Source organism: Sphingobium sp. CFD-2 (genome assembly GCF_024611135.1).
Taxonomy (GTDB): domain Bacteria; phylum Pseudomonadota; class Alphaproteobacteria; order Sphingomonadales; family Sphingomonadaceae; genus Sphingobium; species Sphingobium fuliginis.
Genome location: NZ_CP084405.1, coordinates 1,632,267 through 1,648,427 on the forward strand (window position 1 = coordinate 1,632,267; position 16,161 = coordinate 1,648,427).

The following is a 16,161-nucleotide window of genomic DNA, read 5'->3' on the forward strand; positions in this document are numbered from 1 at the left end:
CATGCACCGCTTAGTTCGCGCGATCTCGGTCCTGATCGCTCTCTTCTCGGCCAGTCCCGCGCTGGCGATCGATGCGAGTTTCCACACCTATGACGGCTTTGCGGAGACGGTGGACGCCTTCCGCCTCGTCTCGATGATCTTCGGGGATTCGCGTTACGAGACATTGGTGCTGATCGTCGCGGTGGTGGGCATCGCGCTCGGCGTGCTGCTCGCGAGCATCCGCGGGCAAGGCATGGGGCTGGTCGCCTTCGGGTTCCAGATGCTGATCGGGGTCGGGCTGTTCGTCGGCCTGGTCGCGACGACGGGCACGGTCCACGTCTACGACCGCGTCCGCAACGCCTATCAGCCGGTCGGCGATGTGCCGAACCTGATCGTGCTGGTCGCGGGCATGACCAACATGATGGAACGCGCGCTGGCCGAAGTGATCGACGACAACACCACCGATCCCCATGCGAAGCTGGAGTTCGGCGCGGGCGGGCACAGCTTCGATCTGTTCCTCAATGCCGCATCCCCGCGCGGGCCGATGACGGACACCTTCCTCGACGCAACGATCAAGGACTATGTCCGCCAATGCTATCCGGTCGCGCGCGTCTCGCCCGCCTATGGCGTCGACGACGATCAGCTGTTCCGCACGGCGACCGATCTTCCTGCCGCCTTTGCCGCGATGGCGGGGCCGGCGACCTTCAGCACGGTGTTCACGTCCACCGACAAGGGCGGCACGACGGTGAGCTGCAACGAGGCGTGGGAACATATCTCGACACGCCTCTCCGAACCTGCGCTGTTCGACAATTATGTCGCGCAGGTCTGCACCCGCACCGGCTACGACATCGGCAACGCGACACAGCTTCAGCGCTGCCGGTCCAACATCGGCGAACTCGGCCAGATGATGATGGATACGCCGCTCTCGCTCCAGCAGTTCCTGACCAATGTGATGCTCGGCAGCACGGTGGGCGACGTATTGTTCGAGGATAGTCCGGCGACGGCGGCGCGCGTCATGGCCAATCGCGCCGTCGTCTCGTCTGGCCTCGCCACCATGTCGACCGCGAACGAGTGGATGCCGACGATCCGGGCGACCGTGTTCGGGATCATGCTGTTCATGATGCCCGTCGCGCTGCTTTTCATCCTGACCCCGATCAACCTGCGCGTCGCCAGCTTCGCCCTCGGCCTGTTCGTCTTCGTGGCGCTCTGGGGCGTGATCGACGCCGGCATCTATCAGCTGACGCTGGGCCGCGCGACCGATGTGCTGGCCGAGATGCGCGCCAACCATGTCGCGGCGAATGCCTGGATGCTGGCGCCGTCGTCCGCGATGAAGGCGCTTGCGATCTTCGGGAGTTTCCGCACCGCGTCCGCGGGCCTCGCCGGGGCCTTCGTGTTCACGGTTTTCCGGTTCTCCGGCAATGTGTTCACCTCGTTCACATCCGGCGCGCTCGGTGTGCAGGGTCAGGGCACGGCGGCGGCCGCGCCGCTTGCCACCAGCGAAGGCTATGCCGGCGCGCTCGAGGCGCAGGCGGGGGCCGCGGGCACGATGGCGCGCCGGGGCGCGGCCTCGAACTTCGGGGACTTCGGCGAACGCTCGACCTTCGGCGCCAACCGGGCGTTCGGTGCGGCGAGCAGCGTGCTCGGCGAACATGGCGGCGGCGCCAGCGGAACGGCCGCATTCGGCATGGGCAAGCTCGATGCGGCGCGCGAACTGGGCGGGCTCTCCCCTGCCCTCACCGGCCGCAGCCTCACCGATCCCGCGACCGTGCGCGCCGTGCGCGACAATGCCGCGACCAGCGCGATCCACAATTTCGCGGAGAAGGATGCGCTCCGCAGCCTTGGCACCGGCTATTTTGGAGAGGGACAGTCCGGGGAGCGTTCGTTCGCGGCCTTCACGCAGAAGATGGTCCAGTGGAAGGCGTTCGGGGATACGCGCGCCTATGACATGATGCTGTCCGGCGCGCAGCGGCATTTCGAGAGGAGCGGCTACGACCAGCAGGATGCCGCGCTCAAAGCCTCGACGGTGATCGCGCAGGCGTCGGCCGATCCGACCTTCGCCAAGCTGATCGCTAATACCTTCGACCAGGAGCAGATGCTGAGGAACGATCTGACCGGCGCGCAGATCCAGGTCGGCGCGATGGAAGGCAGGCGCGATTTTGCTGGCGACAATGTAAGGCGGATCGAGCGCGGCAATGTCGCGACCGAGCAGGCGCATAGGACCGGCAGCAATGAGGGCCAGCGCAACGCTTCCTCCATGCTCGGCCTCTCCGTTCAGGAAACCTCCCGACGCGTCGCCTTTATCAACGCGCTATCCGGAGAGGCTCGCTCCACCGCCATTTCCCAACTGTCGCGCGCAACGGGCAGAAATGAAGCGCAGGTCATGCGGGCGCTCGAAACCTACAATGCCGCCGTGCAGGTCGGCACCGCCGACGGTGCGACCGCCGAGGCCGCGCGCGAGGGCACCAGCGTCTATGGGCGCACCCGCGAGGCAGCGGGCTTCGATTTTGCCGAACGGTCGGGCAAGCTCGACGCGCAGCGTGAGGTCGGTCACGACGGGACACGGTCCGCCGCCCGGATCGGTGAGCAGCGGCGGCAGGCCGACAACGCCGGGTTCGCGGAAGGCGCGGCCGCGGCGGGCATGTCGGTGCGACAGGCCGCACATCTCGACAGCTTCATCCGCACGCTCAGCCAGGGTGCCGGCAATCAGGTCGATATGGCCGAAGGCGGCGCGGCAGGCATCGCTGATCGCGCCCGCAACGAACGGTTGACGCGGATCATCGACAATGAGCGCTTGACCCGCATGCAGAAGTTGCTGGCCGATCATGGGGTGGACATGTCGAAGCGCGAGATCGCCATGGCGCAGAATGGCGATCTGAGCCTCAATCTTACCCCGGAGACGGCGGCGCAGATGTGGCGTGGCGGGCTCATCAACGAAAGCCAGCTCGGCGCGGTCGCCAATGGCGGGCGGGCAAGGTTCTCGTTCGCCGACAACGATCTTCTCGTCTCCAGCTCGGTCGGGTTCCAGCAATCGGCACGCAACGACACCTCCACGCGGTTCGAGGCGGGCAAGCAGGCAGGCCCTGACACCATTGAACACTTCCTCAGCAGCGGCGAACAGGGCCAGGCGATGATGCAGAACTGGCTGCGCGGCGGGTTCGAGATGGATCGGCATGGCAACTGGCGGCTTAACCCGCAGGTGGCCGATACGCTTACGCGCGACGTCCAGGCGATCATCGCGCAGACCGGATGGCAGCGCGGGCTCTCACGATCCGCGCAGGACCAGACCACGATGGGGACCACTATCGGCGCTCATGTTGGCGGCACTATCAGTGCCAATGAGTCGGAAGCGACGGGCGGTCGCGGACAACCTAGCGGCAAAGGGCAACAATCGAACCAAAGCCCGATCACCCAAAAGGGACGCTCCACATCGGGGCGTGTCGGTGGGAGTCTTGGGTTTGAGAGCCGTGACGTTGGCACCACGAGCGAGACGGCGCAGTCAGCGATTGATATCGTGAACTACGACGTCCGCAATGCAATAGCAGCGGCTGAACGGGCGGCTGCCCGCTCCGGCAGCCCGGAAGCGGCCTTCTCGCGCGAACTATCGGAACGCATTCTTGGCCCGAACGGGATGCGCAATCGCTACCTGCAGGATGCGGATTCCGGGCGAGCTACGTTCGATATCACCGGTCCGCTCACCTCAATCGAACAGAATTCCGTCCTGAAAAGTGGTCGGTTCTCGACCGATCTCGATAACAGCCCCGGCGACGGGGACAGTAGCTTCAAGAAGCGTTAAAGTCGTTTGTGAGGCCAGTGAGAGCTCAAAGGATTTCCGATCCACAATGCACCAGACCTCGGATCGAGAATATCGGAGCTGGCATGGAGATCCTCCATTGCCCGATCATGCTCCTCCCATACATCGGCGATTCTAGCCTCTCTTATTCACGACGCTCGGTTTCGGGCCCGCTCTGGGCATTTGCTGCGGCTGGCTGTATTGCGCGGACGACCGGCATCGCTGGCGTTTGTTTCACCGCATTCGGATTGATGGGCTTTTCGGGTTGAAGGGCTGGGCTCGGAGTTCTGCGGCGCTGCCGCATGGGCTACGTCGGCGCAGGCTTCAGCCGGAGAACGAGGGCGCGGAACAGGTCGGCATCCGGACAGGCGGAAGCGAAGGCAATGCGGATGCGGCTAGCACTTTCTACGACGCGCGCAGCGACCTTGAGCAGCCGCAGGCGCAAGGTGGTAAACTCCGCGCTTGCCAGAGCAGCGGTCCTGGGCATCGCCTGCTGGATGCGCCATAGCAGCCAGTATGCGGCAGTGTGCAGTATCAGGCGCATCTGATTGGCATTGGCCGAGCGGCACGAGGTTCGGTCGCTGGCGAGCTGGGACTTGTGGCGCTTGATCAGGTTCTCGGCCTGACCACGCGCGCAGTAGAGCGTGTCGTAGATGTGCTCGGCCGATCCTGTTGCCAACGAGGTGACGACATAGCGGATGTCCATGCCCAGCGTGCTGGCCTCGATCCGTGCAACGACGCGACGCTGGCACTTCCAGGTCTTTGCCCCATAGCGGGTCTCGGCATAGTTGCGCAGGACGGGACACTGACGCTGGGCGCGCTTGACCGCGCAGGCATCGGCGACCGCAACAATGGCGGGATCGGCGCGCAGCGCTGAATTGGTGGGCAGGCCGAACACGTAATCGACGCGGGCCGCATCGCAGTAGGCCATGACCTCGGGTCGACCATAGTGCCCGTCGCCGCGGATAGTGATGTGGGTATCGGGCCAATTACGGCGCAGGTGACGCACCAGGCGTCGGATGTGCCCCGCCGCCTCCTTTCCAGAAGGCGTCTTGCCTGTGCGCAGCAGCATGGCCACCGGCCTGCCGGTCGCGGTGTCGTAGATATGGATCGGTAGGAAGCAGCGCTCCCCATGATGCCCGTTCCAGAACGAGAGCTGTTGATAGCCATGCACGACGTCGCACGTGTCGTCGATATCCAGCGTGACCGCTGTCGGAGGGGCGGGATAGCTGGCGCAGTAGATGTCGATCATCGCGGCCATCATGCTGGCCAGTTCGCGCGTAGTCGGTGCATTTTCCCACCGGCTCATCGTCGGTTGGCTGGCCAGCCCCGCGCCCGATTCCGGCAGCTTGCCGAGCGCCAGGCGGAAGCCTGGATCGTCGCGCAGAGCATCGAGATCATCGGCATCCTCATAGCCGCACGCAATCGCGAACACACGGGCACGCAGAATGTCATCCAGGCGATGGATCACCCGCGCTGGATCGCGCGGATCGGCAATACAAGCCGCCAGGCGCTGGCAAATCCCCATCGCGCGCTCGGCCTGTGCAAGCAGTAGAACACCGCCATCCGAGGTAAGCCGGCCACCGTCGAACGCAGCTGTGATTTTCTTGCGGCCGACTGCTGGGAATCCAAATGAGCTTGCGATATCATCGTTCATGGCGGGTGTGGCCCGTGGCATTTTCTGCCCTGCGGCAGGTTCGGCTTAGACACCCAGTTCCTAATTCAGATCAGAGGCTTACGCCACTCCCGCCAACCCTTCAGGACACTTTTGGTGAATAAGGCGGGCTAAATGATCGAGAAAGGTTCTTCGGGTCGCAGGGCTGATCTAGGATGCTTTGGTTAATCATTTCACAACGGCAACGAGTGCGGCGCTGGCCTGCTATGAGTCCACTTCCAGCAGCGCGGCGAGGATCGCAATTCGCTCGCCCGCAGGCAGCTCGCTAAACATGCGTTTCCAACGTGCCGCCTTGCGCTTGATCCTCTGGCGATCGGTGAAATCCACCCCGGCATGGGTGGCCCAATGCGCCGCGTCGGGCGCATAGTTCATCCATAGACATTCGGTGCGCGGCCCGCCTCGCGTCATGGCCTGATAGGACAGGACGCGCCAGCGCGGCGCGGGCAGCAGTTCGCTATACAGGGACGAGGGATAGCCTGAAATCATCACCGAGGCGGGCAGCGCATCGAGGACGGCCAGCAGTTCCCTATGGTCCGCTTCCGTATAGTCATAGCGGTAGCGCGTGCCCGGATGGGAGCGCGTGGCGAGGACATAGGGCGGATCAGCATAGATCAGCACGCGCCCAGCGGCCGAAAAGTCGAAATCGCGCAGGAAGGCGAGGCAATCGACGTTGTAGGTTTCGACGGCCGCGCCATCGAACGCGCTCGATTCCTCTGCCGCGATCGAGCCGAAGCACTCAAAGGTAGCCGGATCAATTTCGAGGCCGATCGAGCGGGCAGCGGGAGGCTTGCGCCGGAGGACGATGCCGGAGCCTAGATGCGTCTCAATGTAGGTATCGTGCGGCGGCATATTGGCAATCACAGCCTGATATGCGCCCGAAACCTGTTTCGAGCCGAGATAGCCGGTCATGGCACCTACTGGAAAAGAAGGAGCAGGCGGGGGAAGCGTCCCCCTGCGATCGGGCCGCCCAGCGTCCCGCTCGACCCCCACAGCAAGGGGCCAGCCCCTCGCAACGCTCCCCGGCTAACACCAAACGGAAGGTTCGGGCTGGGGGCGTTCATCTGGAACGCCGGGGCGACGGCGGCTTAGGCAGGCCGTGGCCGATTTCGTTGGATTTGGTTTTGCCGTCGCCTTCGCTCTGGCCTGTCTTGAGGGCGTCGGAGAGTCCGGCGAGCGAGCTTCCCCGCGCCGCGTTCAGGAGAGACGTTCGGCCACTTTCCGGCGTAGCTTTTCGTCCGTCGCCATGTGCGAGGCTCCCACCAACATCAGGGCCTCCAATCGCGTAAAGTTGCCCGTGGGGAGATTGTCCTTTGAATTGGAGGGCGCAATCGGCGCTGACGCGGCCGAGCTGGTTGAGCCGGTCGAACTCTCTTTCAAGCCTTTCTTGGACAGGTCCATTTTCCAATTCCTTCCGCCAGATATTTACACCGTCCATGCCTTCTAGGCGATGAACATTCGCACGATCGCGCACGTCATGGACCGCAACCGAAATCTGATCGCCAAAGCGACCTAGAAGGGCCTCTAGGCCGTCAGGCGTGCCCTCCTGAATACGCACCATCACGGCCGCGCTCGCGCCCCTGCCTAGCTCCTCAAAGCGTTGGAACGTGTGCGCAAGCGCCTCCTCTGGCCGAGGCAGCACCGCTATTACCCCGACTCTGCATCCGGCGCTCAATGCCTGTTCGACCTTGGCGATGCTCGCTTGCGGATCGACAAGCTGGCCCTCAAAGATCGCGCGCACGTCACGGCCGAGCCGGTTTCCTTCATGCAGCGCCGCATACTGGATTTCAGAGGTTTTCCCGGCCCCCGGCATCCCGGTTACGAACAGCACCAGGTTGCGGGTCGGATCGGAGCTATCGGCTACTACGCGCCGGTATTGTTCGGCCGCCAGAACGGCCGCGGCATTGTGGACGGGCGCGTTGTATCGGCCGCGGGCCTCTCTTGAGGCGGTATATTCGGGAAGCAGCTCCTTCATGGCGTCCGCACAGACGTAGCGCCCCCCGAAAGTGCCGGGTCGGGCCGCATAGTCTGTCAGGAACCGTTCGGGCGCAGCTTGCACGGCATCGACCACGCGCCGTTGCACGTCCGCGCGATCGGCGTCCGCGAACTCCAATACCCTGATAGGTTCCAATGCCATCCCGCTTCCTCTGTCAGATCCGGCATAGACGCAGGCGTCTATGAGAACCAGAACTATTTGTTGGAGCGTGGTCTAGCACGAATATAAGAAAGCCCGACACAGGGCCGGGCTTTCGCACTTTCGGACACAACGGCGGGTTGTGCGCGACCCGAAAGCAGAGTTGTTGCAGAGCCGTATCGGGCAGGCACGGCGCTGGCAAGGCGAAGGAGCTGCGCCCGCGCGATATGCCCAGCCTTTATCGTCGGCAGGCTGTTAATCATGGTGTGCAACGGAAACTTACCATTCATCGTGCAGCGCGAGATTCATGGATAGCGATCCCGGAGAAGCGCGAAGGCTGCACGCGGTTGAGAACCGCGCAATGGCGCGCCGCATTGAGGCGGAGCGTTGGAAAGCTCTATGGGATGAGGCCCACCCCGCAGCGACGGAGGCCCCGGCCCCGGACCATGCAGCTCCCGACAAACCGAGCCGCTTGCGCTCGATATTAACGCTATTCCGAAGGGATGGCCTCTAGTCTCGCTTTTGACGCTGTTCAGGCTGGCCTAAAATGTGATCGTTGATGGTCACAACGGCAAGCGGGATCAGGTTGAATAGCTGGTAGGCGCAGATCGCGCCGACAAAGAACACCAGAAGCGGGTGTGCCTCAACCAGATCATAGTTGGCCCGGACAAAAACTGTCCCCGCTGCGAAGGCGAGGACATAGAGGATCATCGTCAAAGCCCCGTCGAATAGGCTGCGCATCGTCATGGGCTGATCCTAGCCCCTTTATTCGACAGGGGCGAGGGGCGCGCTGGCGCAATCGTCGCCACCGCACAGGAGCCGCAGCGCGGGCTTGCCCCATGCCTGCACGCCGCATGTAGGGCAGCGATATTTGATCCGGTTCGATCGGTTCCCCGTGGCGGGCTGAAGCACGTCCGCCAGATGGCCGCCGGCAGCGCCGGCGCCGGCGCCGGCGTCGATCGCCGGCGTCGGCATGATGGCCGGGAACCGATCGACCCACGAAATGCGGAAATTCTGCGTCAACAGTGCATCCGTGGCGAGCATGAAGGGGCCGCCCGGAATGGCATAGTCGGCCATTTTCTGCCCTGTCCTAGCGCCTCCGGGCTGGCCCGTGCTGGACGGCATGAGGCCGATCGCTTCCATTTTGTCGGCCCATTCCCGGTTATGATAGCCGGAGCGCGACGGGTTGCCGAAATGGAACTGCCATGCGTGGACCATTTCATGCGCTACGGTTTGGAGGACTTCGAGCAGGGGGACCACGGCGAAATATGCCGGGTTGATGGCGATTTCGTCGGTCTTGCTCTTGTCGTGATGATGCACGAACCGTTCCGATGAGAAATAGCCGTAGCTCCGCTTTTCCCTCTGCATCGTAATCAGGCAGGGGGGCAGCTCGCCCGCGAACAGCTCCCGGTTGTAATGGTCGAACGCCAGTTGCAATTCAGCATAGGCTTGCGCGGTCGGGTTGGTCATGCGCCCAGCGCCTTCGCTTCGGCCGCGCAGCGATCCTTATGGGAATACCACTCGCCCAGCGCGCTACCGCGACCACCTTTCCCGAACCATGTCCCGGAGCGCCAACCGCACTCGCAGCTTACCGAAACGCCAAAGCTATAGCTTGCCAGCTTGTGCCCCTTGAGGGGCTTTTCCTTCGCCATAATCAGACCCCTCTTTCATTGCGGCGTCGTTCAACATAGCCATCGGCCTTGCCGTCCTCGTAATGGCTCTGTTGCAAAAATCGTGAAGCTTGAGCATGCTTGGCGGAGATTGGACGGACGGAACGATGACGGATTTCAAGTGGCGCCATTTCCAGGGTGATGTGATCCTGTGGGCGGTGCGCTGGTATTGTCGCTATCCGATCAGCTATCGCGACCTTGAGGAAATGCTGGCGGAACGCGGCATTTCGGTCGACCATACGACGATCTATCGCTGGGTCCAGTGCTACGCCCCGGAGATGGAGAAGCGGCTGCGCTGGTTCTGGCGGCGTGGCTTTGATCCGAGCTGGCGCCTGGATGAAACCTACGTCAAGGTGCGGGGCAAGTGGACCTACCTGTACCGGGCAGTCGACAAGCGGGGCGACACGATCGATTTCTACCTGTCGCCGACCCGCAGCGCCAAGGCAGCGAAGCGGTTCCTGGGCAAGGCCCTGCGAGGCCTGAAGCACTGGGAAAAGCCTGCCACGCTCAATACCGACAAAGCGCCGAGCTATGGTGCAGCGATCACCGAATTGAAGCGCGAAGGAAAGCTGGACCGGGAGACGGCCCACCGGCAGGTGAAGTATCTCAATAACGTGATCGAGGCCGATCACGGAAAGCTCAAGATACTGATCAAGCCGGTGCGCGGTTTCAAATCGATCCCCACGGCCTATGCCACGATCAAGGGATTCGAAGTCATGCGAGCCCTGCGCAAAGGACAGGCTCGCCCCTGGTGCCTGCAGCCCGGCATCAGGGGCGAGGTGCGCCTTGTGGAGAGAGCTTTTGGCATTGGGCCCTCGGCGCTGACGGAGGCCATGGGCATGCTCAACCACCATTTCGCAGCAGCCGCCTGATCGGCGCAGAGCGACAGCCTACCTCTGACTGCCGCCAATCTTTGCAACAGAGCCGTCAGCCGTAAGGTGCAGCGCCGCGCACAAGCCGAATGCTGTTCGGGTACGGGGCATCGGGCTGACGCGGCTGTCCATAGACTTCCACCGCGATAGACACCTGACCGAGGGCGAGCACCAGCCTAGCCAACGTCCCGATGTCTTCTGGCAACTCATTAAGCGGATGCTGCTCAATCAGGGTGATCGCCTCTTCAGCGCGAGTGATCATCGCGTCATAGAATTCGCGGATATCTTCCATCGAGGACTCACAACGCGCAGTCATGCGCTCAGCCGTCGTCAGCGCACCCCATTTGTCGACGAATGGCTCCAACTCCTCGAAGCCAGAGGGAAGGCGGCGCACCAGCGTTCCGGTATCGGTCATGCCAGAGCCTCCTTCACGGTGGCCGACTTGGTCCATTTTACGATCTGAGACATGGAGTGCCGGATCGCCACCTCGCTGTCCTGAAGGTGCATGACAGCCTTCCCGCTGGTCTCGACACCCTTTTGCGTCCACTGAAGATTCTCGAGGTCTTCGAGAACGACCTCTCCGACACGGGCAATGAAGAGTTCTTGCATCAACCGCTCACGGATCGTGGTTGCCTCATTCACGTAGAACCGAACTTCATAGAAGCAGGTACTCTCGGTGAGAGGCCAGAATTGATGGGTCCAGAAGCTGCCGGGGCCCGTGTCGATATGGAAGTTCGGGAACAGCTGGTGGATGTCCATGGACCAGTGTTCGGACGCATCAGGATTGATAGCCGCATGATTACGGTAGCGCTCAACGTCCTCACCGGTGGAGGCCGTCATCGTGCTGCCGGCCTTCTCACCGACGGTGCCGAGAGCTTCGACGCGGTTGTTGGGGTCTACGACATAATCGGCGTTGCCGAAAAGCGATATGGTCCGGTGCGCGCCCAGCGGCTTGGCACCAATCAGGCGTGAGTAGGGATTGAGCTTCGATGCGAATGTGGTGCCGATCGTATTCTTGTGAATGTGTGGAATATGATACGACTCAATGAAGGCGTCCTGCGCAACTTTCCAGTTAGCGTCGAGCACAGCGGTATATACGACCGGGTTTGACGCTCCCGGATAGTACATGCCTGCCAGATGGTCCTTCACCGGGCCAAGAAACTCTTCCAGAGAGACCTCAGGCTCTTTGGAAAAATTGATGAAGACGAAGCCATCCCAGGTCGAGGTAGCTATCTTCGCAAGCCCACAATCCTCTTTCTGAAGGGTGGGGAAAAAGTTCTCCTTGTCCGGTACGCCCAGCAGGTCTCCCTCATTGCTGAATGTCCAGCGGTGATAGGGGCAGGAAAAACGGCTAGCGTTGCCCTCGGGCGCCTTGACCACAATGCTGCCGCGATGTGGGCAGCTATTGTAGAAGGCCTGGATCCGCCCAGCTTTGGTGTGGGTGATCAGAGCCGAAATGCCGAAGGGCAGAATGTCTTTGACAATGAAGCTGCCGGGCGCAGGAATTTCCTCTTCCCGGCACACATACAGCCAGGCGCGGCCAAAAATGGTTTCTTTCTCGAGCTCGAAAAAATCCTTGGATTTATAAGGCTCAAGCGGAACCGGATCGGTGCCCAGACCGAAGGTTTCGGTCAAAGTGCCACGTCCTGTAAACTGATGTTCAGCAACTGTCATATCACTCTCCAGCGGTGTGAGGCCGAGGCGCTTGACGCCCATTATCGCCTTCCGATTCTAAGTTTAGCATCCATGCTAAACCTGTCAAGACGCTGGAGGTGCTTTGCTTGGTTGCCCATCCCCCCCCGGTCAAGCGAAGGGACTGCAGACATGGATCATCTTAGTTCCGCTGATGCCATCAGGCGTGATCCAAGATTGGCGACATCTGCTCCGGCCTCGGTTATCATTCTCGAAATCTGACTTTCCCAACCGACAAGATTTTGGCTTTGCAGACAAATCGCCAGTCCGAGTTTGATCTGCTGCCTGAGTTCCTCACCCGTCACCTCGGCGTGCACCCAGAAGTCGATCGCACCTGTGAAAAAGACCTGAACTGTGCGGGCAAGGGACATCGCCGTCACGCCGTCGCGAAGCAAACCCGCCTCCTCAATCGGGGCGAAGGCAGCGAGCCAATACTCGAATGCCCGCTTCATATAGGCGGGGCGATGGATTGGATCGAGCACCCCAAGTAAGTGCCGCATCAAGGGGCGATAAAATTCGGCGTCGGCATCGAACACTTCCGCGACAGCGGAACCTGCAAAGAAAATCTGACTGACAGGATCGTGATCCGATCCTGAGATTAAGCGCTTGAGGTTGATCTGATCGATGCTGTTATTGAGAAGGATATAGAAGACGGTCGATTTGGAGCCGATCAGGTTGTACGTCGTGTATGTGCTGATCCCTGCGGCTTCCGCGAGTTCCTTCATCGAAAAGTCGGTCGAGCCCGTTGAACGGATCAGGGCTTCGGCGGCGGCGAGAATATCATCCCGCCGTTTGCTCTTAGCCTTATCGAAAGACGCCTGCCGTTTGGAAGCGGCGGTTGCCCCCTGCTTTGTCATGCTAACCCTTAACCTCTGCAATCAGCAGCGATCGTGCATGGGAAATGCCATGCGTTCAAGGATAGAGCCGCTCCGCCCATCACGGTAGCATTTGCCGTAGCAAGTTCGACCCAAGCGCTGGTCGCGCTCGGATCAGTGCTTTTTCAGCTAGCAGGCCACTGCTGGACGTAAGCCAGCACCTCGAAGGGGTCGAAAAACTCACGGACCTCGAAAAGCTTTCCATCCTGGATCAGGAAGGAAACATGATAGATGTTCTTATAGGTGGCTGTGCCTGGTCCGGTTCCTTCAGATCTCGCCTCGATCGAAACCCGGTCGCCTTCAGCGATCATGGAAACAATCTTGAAAGAGAAGTCGGTAAACCCGCTCAAAAACCCCGCGATCATCTCACCAAAGTCGGCCTTCTTGCGGAAGCCAGCAAACTGGAACATGTTTTGCCGATAGGGGATCGACCACGAACCGTCATCGTGAACGCATTCCAGCAAAGCCGCCACATCGCGAGCGTCGAGAGCCTCGCACGTTGCGATCACCAGCTTCTTGTTTTCCTCAACAGTGCTCATTCTTATGCCCTCATATTGGTGCTGTCTTCGCGCACATTGCGCATCGTGGAACGCAGCCTGGTTAAGACGAAGGCATTATCCGCCCAGATTTGAGACTCGCTCGTCAGCCGTTACAAAGATAATCGATGAGCGGTCGAACAGGTTTTCCTCGTCCGCAGCGACAATAGCTGCCGTCTCGGGTTCGGTGAGATAGGCCATGCCCTTGTGAAATTCAGCTTCATCGTCGAAGCAAATCTCGGTCACCACATCAAAGGGCAATTCCGCAGCGCCAGCATATACATCGTTGCCATATGGCCTTATGAAATTGCGGGCATACCGGCGGAGGTTGGGAACGCGGCTCGCCAACTTGGAATGCACATTCTCATAATAATCGACGAAATCATCAAAGCTCATACCAGGCTTGCGCTTGATGAGAATCATAGCCTTGTACATGGCGACCGGCCTCTCTTGTGAGTTCAAAGAAAAGGGGCGAGCCGATAAGCCCGCCCCACAAGTAGTTAGTATTGGTAGGACAGGCTCACGCCGTATGTGGCCGGCTTGCCAGCATAGCGGCCGATCGTGTCAGTCGCCGCAACGACGTTGTTCCAGTAATATTCGTTGAAGATATTCTTGCCCCAGACCGAAACGCGCCAGCGATCATCACTGCTGTGAATGCCGGCACGAAGATCGACAAGGGTGTAGGCTGCGATCCCGAAGAGCTTCTTATCCTGCGGCGTGGCGTTCGTTGGATTGATGTCGCCGCCAATCACGGCAACAGTGTCCGACCGCCAGTTCACGCCGGCGCCCACGAAGGCGTTGAGGCTTCCACTGACCGGGAAGTCATAATCCGCGTTCACCCCGAGCTGGTATTTCGGGGTGTAAGGCACCCGAGCGCCCTTGAAGTTCGCAGCAACGCCGGCAGCGTTGATCCCTGAGAACTCGTCGATCTTGGCGTCGATGAACGTGAAAGCCGAATTGATCGTCAGGCCGCTGACGGGTCGCAGATTAGCTTCCAGTTCGAAGCCCTTGACGCTCGATTTAGGAATATTCTGCAGCACGTCGAGAATGCCGAAATTGGCATCGAGCAACTTCGAACGGAGCTGCTTGTCCTTGTAATCATAATAGAAGGCAGCACCGTTGAGCTGAAGCACCCGGTCGAACAGGGTCGCCTTGAAGCCGGCTTCATAGGATTGCACGGATTCCTGCGTGACGGGCAGATACTGATTGAAGAAGGACGCCGACACAACCGGGTACCCGCCGCCCTTATAGCCCTTGGCCACGTTTGCGTACAGCAGGATCCCGGGAGCAGGCTTATAGTCAATCCCTGCGCGCCACGAGATATTGTCCTGCTTCAGCTCATCGACGAAGGCACCTGGATCACCCGGCGCGACGCCATCAACGGTCCGCGGAAGGTTATTGATCACAAAGCATTGGCCAGCATAAGGCCCAAGGCGCCCGCCGAGGAGGACATCGTAGAACAATGCGCCAGTATTACGCGGATTGCCACTTGGGTCGTTGCTACAGATGTTCGCTTTCGTTGATGCGTTCGTGTAGCGCGCGCCGACTTTGAAGGTAAGCTGATCAGAGATGTCATATTCCACGTTTCCGAAGAACGCGTAATTCTCCATCTTCTGCCGGGTGGAATAGGACACAGAAAAGAACGGATAGCCCAGAGCGATACCGTATGTTTCGCTCGACGACGAGTCATCTAAATTCTGGTCAATGAACTGATCGACCTTACTGTGCTCATAGTTCGCACCAACCACCCAGCGGAGGCCAGCGCCGCCGCCGTTGGAGAGACGCAGTTCCTGGTTGAAGCTCTTGATCCGCCCGCGGTCGCCAACAAGATCGAGGCCCAGCGTTGGAAGCCCGTCGCCGTCGTCGCGCTGATTCTGCTTGTAGTCGGCGTAGGATGAAAGCGACGTCAGCGTGATGGTGTCGGTGATATCAAGTTCGGCGCGAAGCGATGCCTGCCACATGCTGTTGTCGCGATAAGGCAGCCCCGGGGTCCAGTCGGCCGCACGCGGCTTCTCCGGCGAGAACTGAGCTGCTGCGGTGTCGGGATCGAGAAACACCTGCTGTGGCTGGAGACCGACATACTGGGGTGCCTGGGTGTCGCTCTTATCCTTCCAACCGTTCACGTTCAGCAGCATACGGAACGTGTCGGTCGGCGCGAAATCGACGAGCAGCCGGCCCATATAATTACGGACCTTGCCATTGGTATCGCCAGGGCGCGAGTTGCTCTGCTGCCAGCCATCGGCATGCTCCAACTTGCCGGACAGCCGCGCCTTCAGCGTGTCCGAAAGCGGCCCGCTGATATAGGCTTCGGCGACGACCTCGTTGAAACGACCGTAGCTGAGATTTGCACCTGCTTTCAGGGTATTCGTTGGCTTTGCAGCAATATAGTTGATTGCGCCGCCGGTTGCGTTCTGTCCAAACAATGTGCCCTGAGGCCCCTTCAGAACTTCCACCCGCTCGAGGTCAAAAGCCGAGTGGCTGGAGAGAACGGGAAACGACAGCGGCACTTCGTCAAGATAGGTGCTGACGGTCGGATAGGCGCCCAGCGAAACCTCATAGAAGCCGACACCGCGCAGGGTGTAGACAGGCGTGCCGTTCGCGCTGTTGGTGAAGGAGAGGCTTGGAGTGACATTGGCAAGATCGGACAGTGAGTTGATCTGCTGATTTTTCAGCGCAGCGCCGGAAACGACCGCGACCGTCAGGCCGACGTCGTTCAGCTTCTGCTCGCGCTTATTCGCGGTGACGACGATGTCTGCTTCGGAGCTTGTCGGCGCTGCGGTGGTCTCAGCCGGTGCTGAAACCTGCTGCGCATGGGCCTGTCCCGCAAGAGCGAGAGCCGAGATGCTGGCGCCAATGAGCGCACGTGTGCCGATTTTCATAGCGATACTCTCCTATTTGAAATTTTTTTGCCTGGAATTTCGATAATTTTATGCATGGAAGG

At 60.6% G+C, this 16,161-nt stretch carries 14 protein-coding genes; 2 read left to right on the forward strand and 12 right to left on the reverse strand.

Features of this window, described 5'->3' with window-relative positions:
- The first annotated feature begins 1 nt into the window (after nt 1).
- Nucleotides 2–3,772 (forward strand): conjugal transfer protein TraG N-terminal domain-containing protein, encoded by a 3,771-nt coding sequence (locus LDB29_RS07830; RefSeq protein WP_013846838.1) that lies wholly within the window; start codon nt 2–4, stop codon nt 3,770–3,772.
- A 304-nt stretch (nt 3,773–4,076) separates the two neighbouring features.
- Here the strand turns inward: LDB29_RS07830 and LDB29_RS07835 are convergent, their stop codons facing one another.
- From LDB29_RS07835 to LDB29_RS07860, 6 genes are all read right to left on the reverse strand, one after another.
- On the reverse strand, nt 4,077–5,426 hold the full coding sequence (locus LDB29_RS07835) for an IS1380-like element ISSp1 family transposase (RefSeq protein ID WP_013039775.1): 1,350 nt from the start codon (nt 5,424–5,426) through the stop codon (nt 4,077–4,079).
- 222 nt (nt 5,427–5,648) lie between these two features.
- The gene (locus LDB29_RS07840; RefSeq protein WP_006954176.1) at nt 5,649–6,353 is read right to left on the reverse strand and encodes a DNA adenine methylase; all 705 of its coding nucleotides are present in this window, start codon (nt 6,351–6,353) and stop codon (nt 5,649–5,651) included.
- A gap of 148 nt (nt 6,354–6,501) precedes the next feature.
- Nucleotides 6,502–7,578, reverse strand: a complete 1,077-nt coding sequence (locus tag LDB29_RS07845; protein ID WP_054944310.1) for a hypothetical protein — start codon at nt 7,576–7,578, stop codon at nt 6,502–6,504.
- 507 nt (nt 7,579–8,085) lie between these two features.
- Entirely contained in the window at nt 8,086–8,322 is a 237-nt protein-coding gene (locus LDB29_RS07850; RefSeq protein ID WP_041734157.1) for a hypothetical protein, read from the reverse strand.
- An 18-nt stretch (nt 8,323–8,340) separates the two neighbouring features.
- Entirely contained in the window at nt 8,341–9,045 is a 705-nt protein-coding gene (locus LDB29_RS07855) for a SprT-like domain-containing protein (protein ID WP_014194364.1), read from the reverse strand.
- Nucleotides 9,042–9,227, reverse strand: a complete 186-nt coding sequence (locus LDB29_RS07860; protein WP_054944719.1) for a hypothetical protein — start codon at nt 9,225–9,227, stop codon at nt 9,042–9,044. Before LDB29_RS07860 ends, LDB29_RS07855 begins: the two co-directional genes overlap by 4 nt.
- Before the next feature lie 125 nt (nt 9,228–9,352).
- Here LDB29_RS07860 and LDB29_RS07865 point away from each other — a divergent pair, with 125 nt between their 5' ends.
- Entirely contained in the window at nt 9,353–10,117 is a 765-nt protein-coding gene (locus LDB29_RS07865) for an IS6-like element IS6100 family transposase (protein WP_001389365.1), read from the forward strand.
- Nucleotides 10,118–10,172: 55 nt separating this feature from the next.
- On the opposite strand, the gene LDB29_RS07870 is transcribed toward LDB29_RS07865, so the two are convergent.
- From LDB29_RS07870 to LDB29_RS07895, 6 genes are all read right to left on the reverse strand, one after another.
- Nucleotides 10,173–10,532, reverse strand: coding sequence for a hypothetical protein (locus LDB29_RS07870; RefSeq protein WP_257556812.1), 360 nt, complete (start codon nt 10,530–10,532; stop codon nt 10,173–10,175).
- Complete coding sequence (locus tag LDB29_RS07875; protein ID WP_257556814.1) at nt 10,529–11,833, reverse strand: aromatic ring-hydroxylating dioxygenase subunit alpha; 1,305 nt, start codon at nt 11,831–11,833, stop codon at nt 10,529–10,531. Before LDB29_RS07875 ends, LDB29_RS07870 begins: the two co-directional genes overlap by 4 nt.
- A gap of 113 nt (nt 11,834–11,946) precedes the next feature.
- Nucleotides 11,947–12,666: a TetR/AcrR family transcriptional regulator gene (locus tag LDB29_RS07880; RefSeq protein ID WP_257556816.1), complete on the reverse strand. Its 720-nt coding sequence runs from the start codon at nt 12,664–12,666 to the stop codon at nt 11,947–11,949.
- Between the two features lie 143 nt (nt 12,667–12,809).
- Nucleotides 12,810–13,223, reverse strand: a complete 414-nt coding sequence (locus tag LDB29_RS07885; protein WP_257556818.1) for a nuclear transport factor 2 family protein — start codon at nt 13,221–13,223, stop codon at nt 12,810–12,812.
- Nucleotides 13,224–13,298: 75 nt separating this feature from the next.
- On the reverse strand, nt 13,299–13,643 hold the full coding sequence (locus LDB29_RS07890) for an EthD domain-containing protein (RefSeq protein ID WP_257556820.1): 345 nt from the start codon (nt 13,641–13,643) through the stop codon (nt 13,299–13,301).
- A 77-nt stretch (nt 13,644–13,720) separates the two neighbouring features.
- Nucleotides 13,721–16,099, reverse strand: coding sequence for a TonB-dependent receptor (locus LDB29_RS07895; RefSeq protein ID WP_257556822.1), 2,379 nt, complete (start codon nt 16,097–16,099; stop codon nt 13,721–13,723).
- Nucleotides 16,100–16,161 lie beyond the last annotated feature (62 nt).